Source organism: Roseicella frigidaeris (genome assembly GCF_003258945.1).
GTDB classification, from domain to species: domain Bacteria; phylum Pseudomonadota; class Alphaproteobacteria; order Acetobacterales; family Acetobacteraceae; genus Paracraurococcus; species Paracraurococcus frigidaeris.
On sequence record NZ_QLIX01000037.1, the window covers coordinates 1 to 18,017 of the forward strand.

General features: G+C 69.2%; 19 protein-coding genes. 13 read left to right on the plus strand and 6 right to left on the minus strand.

Annotation, left to right across the window (positions count from 1 at the left end; translation table 11 throughout):
* Positions 1–124 precede the first annotated feature (124 nt).
* From DOO78_RS24820 to DOO78_RS24840, 5 genes are read left to right on the plus strand one after another with little or no spacing between them, the layout of a single operon-like run.
* Positions 125–439 (plus strand): ATP-binding cassette domain-containing protein, encoded by a 315-nt coding sequence (locus DOO78_RS24820; protein ID WP_111472585.1) that lies wholly within the window; start codon positions 125–127, stop codon positions 437–439.
* Positions 436–1,266: an ABC transporter permease subunit gene (locus DOO78_RS24825; protein ID WP_111472586.1), complete on the plus strand. Its 831-nt coding sequence runs from the start codon at positions 436–438 to the stop codon at positions 1,264–1,266. Before DOO78_RS24820 ends, DOO78_RS24825 begins: the two co-directional genes overlap by 4 nt.
* Positions 1,266–1,898 (plus strand): nitrous oxide reductase accessory protein NosL, encoded by a 633-nt coding sequence (locus DOO78_RS24830; protein WP_111472587.1) that lies wholly within the window; start codon positions 1,266–1,268, stop codon positions 1,896–1,898. The genes DOO78_RS24825 and DOO78_RS24830 overlap by 1 nt, the downstream gene beginning before the upstream one ends.
* Positions 1,899–1,909: 11 nt before the next feature.
* A complete protein-coding gene (locus tag DOO78_RS24835) occupies positions 1,910–2,899 on the plus strand; it encodes an FAD:protein FMN transferase (protein WP_111472588.1) in 990 nt (329 codons plus the stop codon).
* A complete protein-coding gene (locus DOO78_RS24840) occupies positions 2,899–4,104 on the plus strand; it encodes an NnrS family protein (protein WP_111472589.1) in 1,206 nt (401 codons plus the stop codon). Before DOO78_RS24835 ends, DOO78_RS24840 begins: the two co-directional genes overlap by 1 nt.
* Before the next feature lie 358 nt (positions 4,105–4,462).
* Here the strand turns inward: DOO78_RS24840 and DOO78_RS27930 are convergent, their stop codons facing one another.
* From DOO78_RS27930 to DOO78_RS27750, 4 genes are all read right to left on the minus strand, one after another.
* Complete coding sequence (locus tag DOO78_RS27930) at positions 4,463–4,627, minus strand: hypothetical protein (RefSeq protein WP_207803048.1); 165 nt, start codon at positions 4,625–4,627, stop codon at positions 4,463–4,465.
* Positions 4,628–4,690: 63 nt separating this feature from the next.
* Complete coding sequence (locus DOO78_RS28585; protein WP_408887587.1) at positions 4,691–4,843, minus strand: transposase; 153 nt, start codon at positions 4,841–4,843, stop codon at positions 4,691–4,693.
* Positions 4,844–5,077: 234 nt separating this feature from the next.
* A complete protein-coding gene (locus DOO78_RS27745; protein WP_165839069.1) occupies positions 5,078–5,257 on the minus strand; it encodes a hypothetical protein in 180 nt (59 codons plus the stop codon).
* A 16-nt stretch (positions 5,258–5,273) separates the two neighbouring features.
* Positions 5,274–5,567, minus strand: a complete 294-nt coding sequence (locus DOO78_RS27750; RefSeq protein WP_165839070.1) for an IS110 family transposase — start codon at positions 5,565–5,567, stop codon at positions 5,274–5,276.
* Positions 5,568–5,811: 244 nt separating this feature from the next.
* Between DOO78_RS27750 and DOO78_RS24860 the strand changes: the two genes are divergently transcribed.
* The 7 genes from DOO78_RS24860 to DOO78_RS24890 all read left to right on the plus strand — a co-directional run bounded on the left by DOO78_RS24860 (position 5,812) and on the right by DOO78_RS24890 (position 12,772).
* A complete protein-coding gene (locus DOO78_RS24860; RefSeq protein ID WP_165839071.1) occupies positions 5,812–6,537 on the plus strand; it encodes a Crp/Fnr family transcriptional regulator in 726 nt (241 codons plus the stop codon).
* Between the two features lie 643 nt (positions 6,538–7,180).
* On the plus strand, positions 7,181–7,570 hold the full coding sequence (locus DOO78_RS24865) for a c-type cytochrome (protein ID WP_456310007.1): 390 nt from the start codon (positions 7,181–7,183) through the stop codon (positions 7,568–7,570).
* A gap of 16 nt (positions 7,571–7,586) precedes the next feature.
* Positions 7,587–8,936 (plus strand): cbb3-type cytochrome c oxidase subunit I, encoded by a 1,350-nt coding sequence (locus DOO78_RS24870; protein WP_111472594.1) that lies wholly within the window; start codon positions 7,587–7,589, stop codon positions 8,934–8,936.
* Positions 8,933–9,739, plus strand: coding sequence for a CbbQ/NirQ/NorQ/GpvN family protein (locus DOO78_RS24875; protein WP_111472595.1), 807 nt, complete (start codon positions 8,933–8,935; stop codon positions 9,737–9,739). Before DOO78_RS24870 ends, DOO78_RS24875 begins: the two co-directional genes overlap by 4 nt.
* A 4-nt stretch (positions 9,740–9,743) precedes the next feature.
* A complete protein-coding gene (locus tag DOO78_RS24880; RefSeq protein WP_111472596.1) occupies positions 9,744–11,681 on the plus strand; it encodes a nitric oxide reductase activation protein NorD in 1,938 nt (645 codons plus the stop codon).
* A 27-nt stretch (positions 11,682–11,708) separates the two neighbouring features.
* A complete protein-coding gene (locus DOO78_RS24885; protein WP_111472597.1) occupies positions 11,709–12,305 on the plus strand; it encodes a DUF4142 domain-containing protein in 597 nt (198 codons plus the stop codon).
* 80 nt (positions 12,306–12,385) lie between these two features.
* Complete coding sequence (locus DOO78_RS24890; RefSeq protein WP_111472598.1) at positions 12,386–12,772, plus strand: c-type cytochrome; 387 nt, start codon at positions 12,386–12,388, stop codon at positions 12,770–12,772.
* A 20-nt stretch (positions 12,773–12,792) separates the two neighbouring features.
* Here DOO78_RS24890 and DOO78_RS24895 read toward each other — a convergent pair whose 3' ends face one another.
* Together DOO78_RS24895 and DOO78_RS24900 are read right to left on the minus strand one after the other, a co-directional pair.
* Complete coding sequence (locus tag DOO78_RS24895) at positions 12,793–13,785, minus strand: FAD:protein FMN transferase (RefSeq protein WP_111472599.1); 993 nt, start codon at positions 13,783–13,785, stop codon at positions 12,793–12,795.
* Complete coding sequence (locus tag DOO78_RS24900) at positions 13,782–15,623, minus strand: NosR/NirI family protein (RefSeq protein WP_165839072.1); 1,842 nt, start codon at positions 15,621–15,623, stop codon at positions 13,782–13,784. Before DOO78_RS24900 ends, DOO78_RS24895 begins: the two co-directional genes overlap by 4 nt.
* Positions 15,624–16,350: 727 nt before the next feature.
* Here DOO78_RS24900 and DOO78_RS24905 point away from each other — a divergent pair.
* Positions 16,351–18,006, plus strand: coding sequence for a nitrite reductase (locus tag DOO78_RS24905; protein WP_279387831.1), 1,656 nt, complete (start codon positions 16,351–16,353; stop codon positions 18,004–18,006).
* Positions 18,007–18,017: the final 11 nt, after the last annotated feature.

The window sequence follows — 18,017 nt, forward strand, 5'->3', positions numbered from 1 at the left end:
ACAGGCTCTCCGTCCGATCGTCCGTGCCGCGCATCGCCCGCCTCCCGCCTGACCAGAAGGAATCACGCCAGAGCCGCCAACGCGACAGTTTTTCAGCAGCCTGTTAGAGGAGTTGGAGGGCCGGGTGGACCGCGTGGTCATCCTTGACCATGGCCGGGTGGTCGCCGACGGCAACATGAGCAAGCTGCGCCAGCTCGCCATGCTGCCGGTGCGCCTGCGCCTGACCTTGGCGGAGGACGCGGCTTTCGACTGGATGGACGTCGAGGCGCGGCGCATCGGCCCCGGCCTGTTCGAGCTCTCCTGCCTACAGGGAGAGAAGATGGGGCTGCTGCGCCGGGCGGCCGAGGATCCGCAGGTCGCCGACGTCGAGGTGCTGCAGCCGACGCTCGACGAGCTCTACGGCCATTTCCTGCACGGCCGCGCCGGGAGGGCAGAATGAAGGCCGTGCTGCTGGTGGCGGAGAAGGAGATCCACGAGGGAATCCGGAACCGCTGGGTCGTCGCCGCCACGCTTCTCCTTGCCGCGCTTGCCCTGACGCTGACCTTCCTGGGCGCCGCGCCCGCCGGTCGGGTCGGGGTGGGGGCGCTCGAGGTGGTGGTCGTCAGCCTCTCCAGCTTGTCGGTATTCCTGCTGCCGCTCATCGCCCTGCTGCTCTCGCACGACGCCGTGGTCGGCGAGATGGAGCGCGGCACATTGCTCTTGCTGCTGACCTACCCGCTGGCCCGCTGGCAGGTGCTGCTCGGGAAGTTCCTCGGCCAGGTCGCTATTCTCGCGCTGGCGACGGTGCTCGGCTACGGCGCCGCCGCCGCGGCGCTGGTCGCCTCCGGAGCGCAGATCGCGCCCGACGGCTGGTGGGCCTTCGGTTACATGATCGGCTCCTCGGTCCTGCTCGGCGCCGCCTTCGTCGCGCTCGGCACCCTGGCGAGCACGCTGGTGCGCGACCGGGGCGCCGCAGCGGGCATCGCCGTCGGCCTGTGGCTACTGCTGGTGCTGCTCTGGGACATGGGCCTCCTCGGGCTGCTGGTCGCAGACCAGGGCGAGCACCTTTCCGGAAGTGTAGTGGACGCACTGCTGCTGCTGAACCCGGCAGACGCCTATCGCCTGTTCAACCTGGCAGGGCTCGCGGACGTGCGGTCGCTCACGGGGATGGCGGCGATGGGCGGGGAGAGCGGCCTGTCGCCGTCCCTTCTGCTGGCCGCGCTGGTCGCCTGGGCGCTGTTGCCGCTGGCCGCAGCGGCCGCCCTGTTCTCCCGGAGGGAGCTGTGATGCCGCGCCTTGCCGTCTTCCTCGCGCTCCTCGCCCTGCTGGCGGCAGGCTGCGACGACAATGACAAGGCGGCCGCCAAGGCACCGCCGCCTGTAGCTTTGACCCGCGAGGCGATCGGGCATTTCTGCGGCATGGCGCTGGTCGAGCACCCAGGCCCCAAGGGGCAGATCCTGCTGCGCGGCGACAAGCGGCCGGTCTGGTTCACCTCCGCCCGCGACACCGTTGCCTTCACCTATCTCGACGAGGAGTCGAAGGCGATCGACGCCATCTATGTCTCCGACATGGGCAAGGCGCCTGACTGGGACCATCCGGGGCCGGACAACTGGGTCGAGGTGCGGCGGGCCTGGTTCGTCCTCGGCAGCGACCGGCGCGGCGGCATGGGGGCGGAGGAGGCGGTGCCCTTCTCCGACCGCGTGGCTGCCGACCACTTTGCCGCCGAGCACGGCGGCCGCGTCCTGCGAATGCCGGACCTCCCGCGCGACTGGGTGCTGGGCGACGTCGGCGGGGCCGCCGAGACGGGCGCCTCCCAGGCGGAGCCGCCGACATCGCCCCAGGCCGCCGCGCCCCCTCCCGCGCAGCACGCTCACGAGGGCCACCAGCACCCTTCCTCCGCCGCGGCACCTCAGCACTGAAGGAGCAACGCATGCGCCGCCGCGCTCTCTGCATTCTCGCCGCTGCCGCTGGCCTGCCGCGGCCTGGCAGCTCCTCCGCACGCGCTGACGCGGCGTCCCTCATCACCTGGAGCGGGCCGGTGCTGGGCGGAGTCGGCAGCATCCACCTTCACCACCCGGACCCGGTGGTGGCCCGCAAACTCATTAAGCGCAGCGTTGCCGAGATTGAACGACTTGAGATGCTCTTCAGCCTCTGGCGCAAGGACAGCCAGCTCTCCGAGCTGAACCGCCATGGCGTGCTGGCAGCGCCGCCGCCCGACATGGTGGGCCTGCTGACCGCGGCGCAGCGTGCCGCCGCGCTGACCGGCGGCTTGTTCGACGTGACCGTCCAGCCGCTCTGGGGGCTCTACCGCGGCTACTTCGGGGTTGAGGACGCCAGCCCGTCAGGCCCGCCCTGGGTTGCCGTCGAGGCGGCCCTGACGCTGGTGGACCAGCGCCGCCTGCTCGTCTCGCCGGACCGCATCGCGCTGGCTCAGAAGGGCATGGCCGTGACGCTGAACGGCATCGCCCAGGGTTACATCACGGACCGGGTGGTCGACCTGCTGCGCCGGGCGGGGGTGAGCCAGACCCTGGTGGATCTCGGCGAGACGAGGGCCATCGGCGGGCACCCCGGCGGCCGACCCTGGCAGGCGGCGCTGGAGGATCCGGAAATGCCTGGCCGTCTGTGGGGCGAGGTCGATTTGGTCGACCGTGCGCTGGCGACGTCGGGCGACGGCGGCTTTGTCTTCGACCCTGCCGGGCGCTTCACCCATCTGCTTGACCCGCGCAGCGGCCGCAGCCCCCGGCTGCACCGCGCCGTGTCGGTCGTGGCGCCGGACGCCACGCTGGCCGACTCCCTGTCGACGGCGTTTTCCTTGATGTCCGAGGAGGACGTCGCCGCGACACTGCGGCTGTTGCCGGGCGTGGAGGCGCATGTCCTGCGGCACGACGGCGGCAGCACCCTGCTGAAAGGGCTTGCCTGATGAGCGCGGCTGACAACGCCGCAGACGCGGCGGCTCCCGCCGGGCTCGCCCTCTTCCGCCAGGGACTGAGGCCGTTTTTCCTGCTCTGCGCCATTTCGGCTATCGTCACCATCGTGCTTTGGGTCGCGGCGCTGCACGGGGCAGGGCTGCCCGAAGGACCCCTGCCGGGCGCCCGGTGGCACGGGCACGAGATGCTGGCGGGCTTCATCGGTGCCGCCCTGTCCGGCTTCCTGCTCACCGCCATCCCGAACTGGACGGGCTGCCCCGCCTACTCGGGCGCGCCCCTGGCGCTGCTGGCGGCCCTGTTCGTCGCGGCGCGCCTCGTCCTGCTGCCGGGATCCCCGGTGCCCGCGCCGATCGCCGCCATCGTCGCCCTTCTGCCGATTCCGGCGCTACTGGCCACCGTGCTCCCAGCAGTGATCCAAGCCGCGACGCCGCGCCTGTTCGGGCCGCCCGCGCTGATCCTGGCATTCTGGGCTGGCGACGTCCTCATGCTGGGCGACGCCGCGGGATGGTGGGACGGCACCTTCGCGCGCGGCGCGCTGCTCTCGCTCGACGTCGCCCTGGCCCTTGTCGGCCTCATCGGCGGGCGCATCATCCCGGCCTTCACCCGCAGTGCCCTGAAGAAGGCTGGCCAGGAGGTCGAGCCGCACCCATTACCCGGGGTGGACACGGCTGGGGTTGCGGCACTGGTGACGGTCGCCCTCGTGGACTTAGTGGCGCCTGGCGGCATCGTCGCCGGACTGGTTTCGGCCGTCGCGGCGGCCCTTGCGCTGCTCCGCCTGTCGCGCTGGTGGGGGCTCCGGACACTGGATCAGCCGATCCTGTGGGTGCTGCACCTGGCCTACCTCATGGTCCCCGTGGCCCTGGCGGTGAAAGCGTCCTGCCTGCTGGCGGACGCAGGATGGGCGGCGAACTGGCTGCACCTGCAGGGCATTGGCGCGGTCGGGCTGATGATCCTGGCCGTGATGCCGCGGGCGACGATGGGCCACACGGGCTACCCGCTCGTCGCGCCGCGCCTGACCGTCGCGGCGTGGGTGCTCCTGCCCATCTCGGCGCTTCTGCGGGTCTTCGGGCCCATCCTGGTGCCGGGCACCTCGGCCTACGCCGCCGCCGGCGCGCTCTGGATCCTGGCCTTCGGGTTGTTCCTGGCCGCGCACGGGCCGATGCTCCTGCGGCCCCGGGCGGATGGTAAGCCGGGCTGAAGGGCACCGGGAAACACGCCGCCCCGCACGGGCTATTGGCTGCTTCAGGATCAAGACAGAACGGTCCCGCCGGTAACCCTTTCGCGCCCTCTCGCATTAGATCCAGAGTAGATGCTGCGTTGAGGCTCCATGTCGATCACCACCCTTCCCCTCGGCCGACGGCTCGCTAACCGGGAGGCCGAGGGTCGGAAGATCGGCGCCTTCGAGGGCGTGCCAGCCATGGGTCTCGATGGGCTCGGCTCCGCTTCCCATGGACCGGAGGCAATGCTGGCCGTGCTCGCGGTAGTCGGGGCGGCGGGCTTGGGGTGGTGCAGCCGGTCACCTGGACCATCGTGCGGCACCGGTGCTCCTATAGTGATCAAGCGGAGGCTTGCTCTGGGCGGGTGGGCTTGGGGACGCGGCAGAAGTAGCCGAAGATCTCGCGCGCCACGAAGCGCTCGAGGCAGCGGATGATCTCCCGCTTGCTCTTGCCCTCGGCGGTGCGGCAGCGGACGTAGTCGAGGGTGGGCTGGTGGGTGCGCATGCGCACGACGACCACGCGGTGAAGGGCTGCATTGGCCTGCCGGTGCCCGCCGCGGTTCAGCCCCTACCTGCTGGTCTTGCCGCTCGAGGCCGGGACTGGGCAGGCACCGTAGAGCTGGGCGAGGGCGGCTTCGGCGCGGATCCGCTCCGGTTCGTCGCCGACGAGGATAAGCATCTCCGCCGCGGTCGCGGTCCCCATGCCATGCGCCGCGACCATCTCCGGCGCGCACCACTCCGTCAACCGGTCGAGATGGGCGTCGTGCGACCCGATCTCGACATCTAAACCGCGTCCACTTCGGAACCTATAGTTCCGCCCCTGTGACCACGCCCCGATGGCAGAGCCTTCAACCGCTAGCGGCAGCGCTACGGGTCTCAAAGTAGACGCGGTTTAGGTCGAGCCAGTGTCGGGCGATGGCGCGCAGACTGGCATTGGCTGAGGTGGTGGTCGTGGTCAGCGGCCCCGGTCGCAAGGCCGCCAGATGCCGGATAAGCGCCATCTTGCCGGTGATCGCCTCGAGAGCTGCTCGCGCAGAGCCGCCGGAGCGCTGACGATGATGGCTTTCAGCGCCAGCATGGCCTGGGTGCGCGCCTTGACCGCGGTGTCACGCGCCACCTTGAGATGCCTGATCATCTCCACCTCGTCGGCATCAAGGTGGTCCGTCTTGCCATGCCAGTGGCGCAGCCCGCGATCGGGACGGCCCGCCGCGCGGAGAAAGCGCGCCAGGCCGGCGCCGTACGAGCCCGTGCCCTCGATGCCAAAGGCGCAAACGGCTGGCTCCCAGCGACTGGGCCCAGGCCTCGAGCTCACGGTAACCACCAAGGCCGACCCGGATCGTCAGCTCCCCGACCCGGGCGCCGAGCCCGGTGATGGCCACGGCGGCGTGGGTGTGCTTGTGGGTGTCGATACCGACAATGATGTCGTGCGGGTTGGCCTCGTTCATGCCGCCGGTTCTCCGGCTGGGTGCGAGTCCGGCGGTCCGGTGGGCGGACAGGACTGTGACGGGATGGACGGCCTCAGGCTCCTATGAAGTAACCTCCCGCCCGATCGCCGGGCGTCGTCCGGCGGGCCGACACGTCGGTACCATGATACCGTCCGGCAATGGGCGCTCAGGCTCGGCCAGAAGTTCCGCGGCCTCTCCTGCGTTGGAACCCGCGACCTGGATTAAGGTGGGAGACAAGCACAACATGTCCCGGCGAAATGACGTGGATCTTTTGGGCCGCACTCAGCTGTTCGCGGGCCTCGGCACCGAGGTGATCGAGGCTATTGCCGCTGCGGCGACCCCACTTCAAATCCGGGCCAGTCAGGCCCTGTTTCGGCAAGGTGGCGAGCCGGCGAACCTGCATCTGCTGGCGCAGGGGCGGTTGAAGGTCGCCCACACAGCCGGGAACGGCACCGCCCTGACCATCCGGTTCATGGAGCCCGGCGAGGTGCCCGGGTGCGTCGCAGCCTTCCGCCGCATCTCGTACCCGGCGACTGCCACGGCAGTCGTGGACAGCCGCGTCCTTAGCTGGCCTATCGCTCGCTGGGCCGAACTGATGGAGCAACATCCTAGCGTCACCGCGAACGCCCTCGAGATGGTTGGTGGTCGGACGGAGGAGATGCTGCTCCGCCTTCGAGAGTTCACGACCGAGCCCGTCGAACGCCGCATCGCCAGGGCACTGCTGCGCCTCTTAAGCCAGGCCGGACCGCCGGTTGGAGACACCGTGGAACTCGGCTTTCCGCTCTCCCGGCAGGACATCGCCGAGATGGCGGGCACGACCTTGCACACCGTCAGCCGTACGCTCAGCGAATGGGAGCGGCGGGGCCTCGTCTCCAGCGGACGGCAGCGGGTCGTCATCCTTAACCCAAAGGGCTTAGAGAAGATCGGTGCGGGCAGGGACGCATCACAATCTTCGGAGAACCTGCGCTGAGTAACTTTCCCGGCACTTTCACAGTGCCCGTGTTTGTCCCGGCGCAAAGAGCGAAGGCGAGGATCACTGCATAAAAAGGGGACGATGGAGTGGGGGCCGTCGCACGAGCTGCCTCGCGCGAAACGAGACCGACGGCTTGAGGGGGGGGTGAGTCGCACGCATGCCATGGGGCTAAAACGACGGAACTACCAACTCGGTGAAGGGCAGCGTTCCTGCATTCGAGACGCCTGATCTTACCAATTCGCCCTGAAGGTAGAGGCAGCCGTTCGAGAGCGCAGTTCATTCCCGGCGAGCTAGCCGTACGGTCGGATCTGCCGCGAACTTCACCATTCCGCAGAAGATTTTTAGCAAAATGAACAGGGCATTTGCCAGTTTACCGGCGAAGAGGGGGAATCTTGTTGGCGAAAATGGAGTGTAGGCTGTCCGGAGCCACGTGCCCCACCATCCAGCATCAGGATCCGTAGACGTGCAGTAGCCGTGATCCACTCAGCATGTCCGCAGAGCATACTGGGTGCATCCAAGCGGCCCAAAGTTTCCGCGCACGCGACGGTGCCGCCATAGATTGGGAGAGCCGGAGATCATGCCTGAGCGCCTGACCAAGGCAGCGACCCGCAACATTTTTTACGGAGGCTCGACTTTTTTCTTGGTCGTCTTTGTCGCGCTGACGATCCACAGCCACCTCTACATGACCGGCACGAGCGCGCCCTCCTCCGCCCTGTCCGATGGGGTGGTCCGCGGGAAAGCGGTCTGGGAGCGCAACTCCTGCATCAACTGCCACACGCTGCTCGGCGAGGGCGCCTATTTCGCGCCCGAGCTCGGCAATGTCTGGAAACGCTACGGCGGCGACCAAGACCGCGAGGCGGCGCGCGGCATGCTCGCGGCCTGGATGGCCTCGCAGCCCAGCGGCGTGCCCGGCCGGCGGCAGATGCCGCAATTCCACCTGTCCGACCAGGAGGTGAGCGACCTCGCCGACTTCCTCGAATTCGTCAGCAGGATCAACACCCAGGGCTGGCCACCCAACCAGGCGGGCTGAAGGGGAGAATGCCGGGATGAAATACGCCAGCCAAAAGGTCGCGCTCGTCTACTTCGCGGGCGCCATGGCCCTCTTCGCCGTCCAGCTCCTCTTCGGCCTGCTCGCGGCGGCGGTCTACGCCATGCCGAACTTCCTGGCCGAGGTGGTGCCCTTCAACATCCTCCGCATGATCCACACCAATGCCCTGGTGGTCTGGCTGCTGATGGGCTTCTTCGGCGCCGCCTACTACCTGGTGCCGGAGGAGGCCGAGCGCGACATCGAGAGCCCGCTGCTTGCCTATGTCCAGTTCGGTCTGCTGCTGGTCGGCGCGCTCGTGGCCGTCGGCGGCTACCTCATGGGCATCCATGGCGGGCGGGAGTTCCTGGAGCAGCCGCTCTGGATCAAGTGGGCGATCGTCGTCGTCGCGCTGATTTTCCTCTACAACATCGGCGCCACCATCCTGCGCGGCCGCCGCACCGCAGTGACCAGCGTCCTCATGCTGGGGATGATCGGCATCGCGGTGTTCTGGCTGTTCGCCATCTGGAACCCCAGCAACATCGCCGTCGACAAGCTCTACTGGTGGTACGTCATCCACCTCTGGGTCGAGGGCGTGTGGGAGCTGGTGATGGCCTCCATCCTCGCGTTCTTGGTCATCAAGCTCACCGGGGTGGACCGCGAGGTGGTAGAGAAGTGGCTCTACGGCATCGTCGGCCTCGCCCTCTTCTCCGGCCTGCTCGGCACCGGGCACCACTACTACTGGATCGGCGCGCCCGGCTACTGGCAGTGGGTGGGCAACATCTTCTCGACCATGGAGATCGCGCCCTTCTTCACCATGGTGATCTTCGCCTTCACCATGGTCTGGCGCGGCCGCCGCGACCATCCGAACAAGGCGGCCATGCTCTGGTCGCTCGGCTGCACGGTGGGCGCCTTCTTCGGCGCCGGCGTCTGGGGCTTCCTGCACACGCTGAGCTGGGTGAACTACTACAGCCACGGCACCCAGATCACCGCGGCGCACGGCCACCTCGCCTTCTACGGCGCCTACGCGATGATCAACATGGCGGTCATCACCTACGCCATGCCCTACCTGCGCGGGCGGCAGCCCTACAACCAGGTGCTCAACATGTGGAGCTTCTGGATCACCACCTCCTCGGTGGTCTTCATGGCGGTCACCCTGACCTTCGGCGGCGTGGTGCAGGTGCACCTGCAGCGGGTGATGGGCATGACCTACATGGAAGCGCAGGACCAGATCCAGCTCTTCTACTGGATGCGCCTCGGCGCCGGCGCCTTCGTGCTGCTGGGCGGCCTGCTCTTCGTCTGGTCGGTCTTCGGCCCGGTGCGAGAGGAGCGGCCGGCGCACATGACAGCCGCGCCGCAGCCCGCCGAATGAGCGCTGCGGCAATAGGGACGGCGGAGCCCGCCGTCCCCTACTACGCCCCGACAGGCGACGAGTGCGCGCTGTTCGAGCAGGCCTTCCGCCACCGCCTGCCCCTGCTGCTGAAGGGGCCGACCGGCTGCGGCAAGACCCGCTTCGTCGCCCACATGGCCGCGCGCCTCGGGCGGCCATTGTTCACCGTCGCCTGCCATGACGACCTGACGGCGGCCGACCTCACCGGGCGCTACCTGCTGCAGGGCGGCGACACGGTCTGGACCGACGGGCCGCTGACCCGCGCCGTGCGGGGAGGCGGGATCTGCTACCTCGACGAGGTAGTGGAGGCGCGCAAGGACGTCACCGTCGTCCTGCACCCGCTCACCGACGACCGCCGCGTGCTGCCGCTGGAGCGGACGGGGGAACTGCTGCACGCACCGCCGGAGTTCATGCTCGTCGTCTCCTACAACCCGGGCTACCAGAACGTGCTGAAGGGCCTGAAGCCCAGCACGCGGCAGCGCTTCCTCGCCCTCGACTTCGGCTTCCCGCCGCCGGAGGCCGAGGCGACCATCGTCGCGGCCGAGAGCGGCCTGCCGCGCGACCGCTGCGTGCCGCTGGTGCGGCTGGCGGGCGCGCTGCGCGAGCTCAAGGGCCAGGACCTGGAGGAGGGCGTTTCCACCCGCCTGCTGGTCTACTGCGCGACGCTGATCGCCGCCGGAATGAAGCCGGAGCGCGCGATCCGCGCCGCCATGGTCGAGCCGCTGACCGACGAGCCCGAGGTGCGCCAGGCGCTGCTGCGCGTCGCCGAGATCACGCTGGGCTAGCGGCATGGGCTGGAGCTTCGAGCCCGAGGAGACCGTCGGCCACCATTGGCACCGCCTGGTGGGCGGTGCCCGATCCTGGCCGCACCACCCGGACGTGGCGGTGCGACTGGAGGAGGTGCGGACCCGGCTCGGCGTCATGTTCCGGGCCCTCGGCGGTGCGGGCGGGGTGCAGTTCGCGGCCGGGGACGCCACCCTCTCGCGCCACCGGCTCGGCCTGCGCGGCCGGCTCGGCCTCGGCGCGGCGGAGAAGCTCGAGGTCGCCCGCTTCGATGGCGCGACGCTGCACCTGCCGCCGGTGCTGGACCTGCTGCCCGGGCGGGCCGACAACGAGGCGCTCTACGAGTGGCTCGCCGCCTGGTTTGCCCTGCCGCAGCCGCCACTGGCTGAAGCGGCCGATCCCTTGCAGGCCGACGCCGCCCGGCTGCGCGCCGCCACCGCGCATACCGGGCGGCTGCTGGCGGCGCTGCCCGGCCTGCGGCCGCTGCATCTCGGCCTCGCCACGGCCCTCCGCGAGGCCCGCCCGGCGCGGCGCCTGTCCGGCGACGAGGCAGCGGCAGAGGCCGCCGTGCGAGCTGCTCTCGGCAACCCGGCACCGCTGCCGCCGCGCGCCGCCGCGCTGCTCGACCCGGCCACGCCCCTGGACGGGCTCCGGGCGGGGCGCGGCTACCATCCTTTCCTTCCCGTGCCGCTCTGGGGCGAAGTGGGACCGCCGCCGCCGGCGGCGGCGGCACGGACCGAAGCCGGGCAGGAAGAGGGCGGCGGCCTGGCGCCCGAGGCCGGAGGACGCCGCCGCCGGGCCCGGCGGCGTGAGGACCAGGCCCGGCGGCGCGACCCGCTGCTGTTGAACCGCTTCGAGACCATCCTCGGCCTGGCCGAGATGATGAACCTCGCCCGCCCCGTTGAGGACGACGACGAGGCGGGTGCCCGGCAGGCCGCCGAGGACCTGGACGAGATCAGCATCGGCGAGCATCAGCGCCGCGCAGCGACCCGTCTGAAGATGGAACTGGACCTGCCATCCGCCGCGGTGGCGGAGGAGCCGCTCGCGGCGGTGCCCGAGAGCTTCACCTATCCGGAGTGGGACCACCGCATCGGCCGCCACAGGCCCGCGCATTGCCGCGTGCTCGTGGAGCCGGCGCCGGACGAGCCCCGGCCGGGCGAGGACTGGCGTCCGGACGAGGCGGCGCGCCGCCGCATCCGCCGGGTCCGCCGGCAGTTCGAGGCGCTCCGGCCACGGCGGCAGGTGCTGCACGGCCAGCCGGACGGGGAGGAGCTCGACCTCTCGGCCCTGGTGCGCAGCCTCGCCGACCGGCGCGCCGGCGCGCCGGGCAGCGACCGGGTCCACAGCGCCGCGCGCAACATCCAGCGCGACCTGGCGGTGCTGGTGCTGGTCGATGTCTCGCTCTCCACCGACGCCTGGGTCTCCGACCGGCGGGTGCTGGACGTGGAGAAGGAGGCGCTGCTCGCCCTCGTGGGGGGGCTGGATGCCTGCGGCGACGAGCACGCGGTGCTCACCTTCACTTCCCGCCGCCGCGACGCGGTCTGGGTGCGGACGGTCAAGGATTTCGAGGAGCGGCCGGACGCGCCGGTCGTCCGCCGCATCCGGGCGCTGCGGCCCGGCCACTACACCCGCATGGGCGCCGCGGTGCGGCACGCGACGCGCCGCCTGGCCGAGCGGCCGCGCAGCCACCGCCTGCTCCTGCTGCTGACCGACGGCAAGCCGAACGACGCCGACCACTACGAGGGGCGGTACGCCGTGGAGGACACCCGCATGGCCATCCGCGAGGCGCGGCGCGCCGGCTGCAAGGTCTTCGGCATCACCGTGGACCGCGAGGCGCGGGACTACTTCCCCTACATCTTCGGCCCCGGCGCCTACGCCATCTTCCCCGACATCAGCCGCCTGCCCGCCGCGCTGCCGGCGATCTACCGCCAGGTCACGGGCTGAGTGGGCCACCCGCATGAGGACACCAGCATGCTGAGACGGACCACCCTCCTGCTCGCGGGCGCCGCCGCATTGGCGGGAGGCGCGGCGGGCGCGCAGACCCGGATTACGCCCGACCCGACCCCCCGCCTGCCGTCCCAGCCCGGCCAGGGCATGCCCATCGAGGACCTCCGCGTGCTGCAGCGCGCTGCCCTGTTCTCCGACGCCCAGGCCGAGGCCGGGCAGCTCGGCGCGGAGCGGGCGGCCTCGCCGCAGGTGCGGCAGCTCGCCGAGGCCATCGCCGCCGACCACGGCCGCTTCCGCCAGGGACTCGCCGCAGTGGCTGCGGAGCGGAAGCTGGAACTGCCGAACCGAGCCGCAGCGCGGATCCAGGACCCCTCCCTCGACGCCCTGCGCCAGACGTCGGGGGAAGCCTTTGACCGCGCCTTCCTCGCGCGCCAGCTCGGGCTCTACCGGCCGATGGCGGAGCTGTTCCAGACCATGGCCTCGAACTCGCCCGACCCGGCGCTGCAGCGCCTCGGCATCACCGCCCTCTCCTCCGTGCGGACGCATTTCGAGACCGCGCGGAAGCTCGGCGAGCCGATGGAGCTGCGCGCCGAGACCGTCGAGAACCCGCCGCAGTATTGAGTGACTGCGGCGCAACCGGGCCGCTGCCGCCGTGTCATCCGAACGCTGCGGCGGGCGGACCTTGCATGAGAGGAGACCCCATGCCCCGCACCAGCCTACCCCTGGCCCTCCTGCTGTCGGCCGCCAGCCCCGCCCTCGCGCAGCAGGGTGGCGACCCGGCCGCCGGCCAGCGCGTCTTCAACCAGTGCCGCGCATGCCACACCGTCGATGCCGGAGGGCGGAACGGTGTCGGCCCCAACCTGCACGGCGTGGTCGGCCGAAAGGCCGCTTCGGTCGAAGGTTTCCGTTATTCCAATGCTATGAAGGAAAAAGGTGAGCAGGGCTGGACCTGGACTGAGGAGAACCTGCACCCCTATCTCCGTAACCCCAAAGAAGTCGTCCCGGGCACCGCCATGGCTTATCCGGGGCTCAAAAATGAGCAGCAACTCAACGACTTGATCGCCTATTTGAAACAGCAGAGCAGCTGACCCTGGCGTTTGGGCTGAGTTCAGCCGACGCGTTGTAAGGGTAGTCCCGGCTCCGAGAGAATCGCGTCGACCGCCCCTGCGCGCCGCACCAGGCTTGTTGCCTGGTGCGGCAGCAAGACCAGCGCAGTTGCCAAGCCGTCCGCCAAGGTCGCGTTCGGCGCGGTCACCGAGGCGGCACGATCGGCAGGCGGACACAGGCCCGTGCATGGATCGAGGATGTGGTGACGGCAGGCATCCGCTGAGAACGGGGTTCCGCGCCCGCAAGACGTCGCCACCGCAGCGTCCGCAAGGCTCACCTCCAAGTTTCGATCGCGAACGGCGGGATGCTCGAGCCCGACGCGCCAAGGATGGCCATCCAGGCCCCGTCCAGTGCCGCGCAACTCACCGACATCCACCAGCACATCCGGCAGGCCGGCGTCGCGCAACATATCCGTCACTCGGTCCGTGATATAGCCCTGGGCGATACCGTTCAGCGTTATCGCCATGCCTGGGCGAGCGAACCGCAGGATAGCAGCCCCGAGATCGATATGGCGGTAACCCACCAGGGCCAGCCCAGCTGCGAGCTTTGCCGGCGGCGGACCATCTGCGTACCGGGCGTGCAGCCTCCAGAGCGGCTGGACGGTCACATCGAAGACGCCCTCCGTCAGATCGCCGAGCCGCAGCGCCTCCGCGACCAGCTGGCGCATGTCGAGGGACGGGCGAGGCAAGCAGCCGTCGCGGTTGAGGCGTGACAGCGCCGAATCAGCTCGAAAAAGGCTGAACTCGCTTTCAAGCCGCTCAATCTCCGCGACCACGGCTCCCAACGCGAGCCGCGCCTTCGCCGGATCAGGGTGCAACAGCAGGATGTGCGCCTCGGCACCGAGCGCCGCGCCTCGCCATTCCTGCACGGGGGTCGGTGGCCGGCCCCGCTCCTGCAACGCCGCCGAGCCACCCAGCCCGCCGCCAACGGCGAGGATCCCCAACGCACGGCGACGTAGCGGACCGCTTAGGACTATGGCGCGACCTTGGGTCATGGCAGACCTCCTCGCCCGGCCGGCTGCGTCTTCTGCCGCAGGCGCAGCGCCGGGCAACGCCGCTCATCGTGATAGAGCGTCTGGCATTTCAAGCAGGTGATGCACTCATTCGGGTTAATGCGGCCCTCCGGATGGATTGCCTGCACCGGGCAGCTCACGGCACAGAGCTGGCAAGGCGCACCGCATTGCCGATGGCGCCGCAACCACTGAAAGATGCCGAGCCGTGCCGGCAGCGCCAGCGCCGCGCCGAGTGGGCAGAGGTAGCGGCAGAAAAAGCGCTCGACAAAGAGGCCGGCCAGCAACAGCGCAAACGCATAAGCGACGAAAGGCGGGGAGCGCACAAACCGCAGGATGATGGCGGTTTTGAAAGGCTCCACCTCCGCCGCCATGAAGGCCAGCGCAGTTGGGCCCAGGGCGAGCCCAAGCAGACCGAGGAAGATAATGTATTTCACCGGCCAGAGCCGCTCGTGAACCGCGAAGGGAATCGCCAACTGCGGCATGCCCAGACGACGCGCGCCAAGGTTCAGCAACTCCTGCAACGCACCAAAAGGGCAAAGCCAGCCGCAGAAGATACCGCGGCCCCAGAACAGCAGCGACACGGCGACGAAGGCCCAGAGGACGAAGCCCAGAGGATCGAGCAGGAAAGGCTCCCAACTGAAGCCCGTCCGCAGCGCCGCGATAAAGGAGAGCAGGTTGACAATTGAGAGCTGCGCCCCCGCATACCAACCGAGCCAGACCAGAGTGAAGGCGAGCCCAGTGACGCGGACCGCTCGCCACAAGGGTGGTCGCCGCGAAAGCGGATTCTGCAGCATCAGCACGGTACAGAGCGCGACCAGGGCGAGGGCAAGGACGGCAAGGCGCCCCGACTGCGCCGCCCAGGCCCGGCGCCAGAGCGGAACAGCGGCCTCCTCCCCTGTCTCCGCCGCCTCCGATGATGGTGGAGCCGGCAAGAGGTGGCGCCTCGGTAAAGTATAAGGCAGGGCGAAGACCGCTAGGGCGGCACCGGCCTCAGCACGGTGCCCGGCGATGGCTAGGTCCAGCCGCCAGGGACGGCCCGGGTCAAATCCGGCTTCCGGCGGCAAGAGGAACAGCGCTGTCTCGCGTAATTCCGGCGCCCCGGCGGCACGCAAACGCGCGACTGGGCGGTGCTCCGTGGCAGTCAGAGCGATGGTGCGCTCCGCCTGAACAAGCTGAATCCGCTCAAAGGTGCCGGTCCGCACCCAGGCGGTGCCCTTGAAGGAATAGGCGCCCTCGCCGGCGAGAAAGATGAAACTCGACCCAGGTGCCGCCTCGGCGAGCAGACGAGCATGTTCCGCCCGGCCGAGCAGGTTGGCGCCGATCTGGGCTGGCGTAGCGAGCGCGGCATAAAGTGCGACGTAGTTCGACTCCGGAGGCAGCGTGGCGGACGCCGAATTGGTCGCGCCGGCACGGCGGAGCGCTTCCGCAGCCTCCCCCGCGGTGATCATGAGCCGGCCAATGGAGCCGGCTGCCCGCAACTCCTCCCAGCCCTCTGGCTCGAAGCTGTCAAGGTCAAGCCGTGCTGCACCGCCTCCACCGAGGGCGCAAGGCAAGCCGCGAGACCTCGCAACCGCCCGTGCGGCGCCGAGAATGATGTCATGCAGCGCATAGGAGCTGATGGTCGCGTGGCTGATCGCCTGCACAGCCTGCCCGCCAGCCGCGGGGCCGATGGCGATGCGGTGCGCAACGTCGAGCCCTGCATACTGCCGCACGAAGGAGGCGAGTGTGTCGCCGCTGATGCCGAGGACAAGAATCGGCTCATGCTGCTCCAGCAACTCGGCTCCCGTGATGCGGCAACCGAGATCAAGGCCGACCAGCACGTCGAGAGGCCGTGCGCTGTAGCCACCCCCACTCGCAACTTCCCGGGTCGAGAACACCCAGCCTACCCGCTCCTCGCCGCGGAAAGTGGGCGTGGCGGGAGGGACGCCCTCCGACGCGCCGAAGCGGTCCGCACCGGGCAGGACGGCCCGCCGAGCATCGTCGGCTGCCCTCCCCGCCCCATTCAGTAGGACGAAAGCGACCGCGATCAATATCGCAACGATATATTTACGACTCCGCAAACATTGCATGGTCCCCTCTTACACGCGAGAAAACAAAAACAAGGACGACGCGGGTGATCGCGAAGTACGGAATACAAAGTCGCGCCCGTATTTGTCGTAGCGCAAATTCAGCCCGGCCGACTTTCAGTAGCCTTCCTCTGACTTAGCACTTGGAAGGCGGGAATCGACCATGATGCGGCTGCGCGAAGCTCTCCTGCTGACAGTGGCGGCGGCCGCACTTTCGGTCGGCCTGCCGGAAACCAGGGGGCATGCCCAGCAGTCCGCACAGCCACCTCAGGGCACCACAACGACGCCGGGGGTCCGACCGACACAGCCCGGGGCCGGTGTGCCGGTCGAGGCAAAGCCCGCGCCCGGCGCAAAGGAAGGCCAAGTTGCCCCCGCCTCGCCACAGGCGCAGCAGGCCTCACCTCAGCCAAATTCGGCCGCGTCTGGTAGCAAGCCAACCTTTGCCCCAACGCCCCACGCACCAGCTGCCCAGGCCGGCCCGGTGCCGTCGAAAGAGACCCACAACACGACACCTGGGGGACAGTACCAGCCGAGCCTCGACGTGCTGCAGCAGGCGCCGGTGCGTCCGCCCGGCGCGGTGCCGGGCGTCCCAACCCTGACCTCGGCGGAGTTCGACGAGGCGCGGCAGATCTACTTCCAGCGCTGCGCGGGCTGCCACGGCGTCCTGCGCCGCGGCGCCACCGGCAAGCCGCTCACCACCGACATCACGCGTGAGCGCGGCTACGAGGCGCTGAAGGACTTCATCAACTACGGCTCGCCGGCCGGCATGCCGAACTGGGGCACCTCGGGCGATCTGACCGAGAAGCAGATCGACATCATGGCGCGCTTCCTGCTGAACGAGCCGCCGCAGCCGCCCGAATTCGGCCTGGCCGAGATCCGCAACACCTGGAAGGTGACGCTGCCGGTCGACAAGCGCCCCACCTCGAAGCAGAACAGGATCAACATCGAGAACCTGTTCTCGGTGACGCTGCGCGATGCCGGGCAGATCGCGCTGATCGACGGCGACACTAAGGAGATTGTGAACGTCATCAACACCGGCTATGCGGTGCATATCTCCCGCCCCTCCGCCTCTGGCCGCTACCTTTACGTGATCGGCCGCGACGGCAAGGTGAACCTGATCGATCTCTGGCTACCCACGCCGGATTCGGTGGCCGAGGTGCGGATCGGGTATGAGGCGCGTTCGGTCGAGACGTCCAAGGCCGCGGGATTCGAGGACCAATTCGTCATCGCCGGCGGCTACTGGCCGCCGCAATACGTCATCATGGACGGGCCGACGCTCGAGCCGCTGCGCGTCGAATCGACCCGCGGCTACACCGTGGACACGCAGGAGTTCCACCCCGAACCGCGCGTCGCCTCCATCCTCGCCACGCACCACCGGCCCGAATGGGTCGTCAACGTGAAGGAGACCGGCCGGGTCCTGCTGGTGAACTACGAGGACCTGAAGAACCTGCGCGTCACCACCATCAGCGCCGACCGCTTCCTGCACGACGGCGGCCTCGACCGCAGCGGGCGCTACTTCATGGTGGCGGCCAATGCCCGCAACAAGGTCGGCGTCATCGACACCAAGGAAGGTAAACTGGTGCAGATGGTGGAGGTCAGCACCACGCCGCATCCGGGGCGGGGCGCGAATTTCGAGCACCCGCGCTTCGGGCCGGTCTGGGCCACCGGGCATCTCGGCAGCGACTCCGTCTCCCTGATCGGCACCGATCCGGAGAAGCACCCGGAGCAGGCCTGGAAGGTGGTGCAGGAGCTGCACGGCCAGGGCGGCGGCTCGCTCTTCGTCAAGACCCACCCACGGTCGCAGAACCTTTACGTCGACACCACCCTGAACCCGGAGCCGGAGATCGCCTCCTCGGCCGCGGTCTTCGACCTGAAGGACCTCGACAAGCCCTATGAGGTGCTGCCGATCGGCGAGTGGTCTGGCATCACCGGCGGCCAGCGCCGCGTAGTGCAGCCGGAGTTCAACAAGGATGGCACGGAGGTGTGGTTCTCGGTCTGGAATTCGCAGTCGCAGGAATCCGCCATCGTCGTGGTGGACGACCGCACGCGGAAGCTGGTGAAGGTGATCAAGGACAAGCGCCTGGTGACGCCCACGGGCAAGTTCAACGTCTACAACACCCAGCGCGACATCTACTGACCGCCATGCCG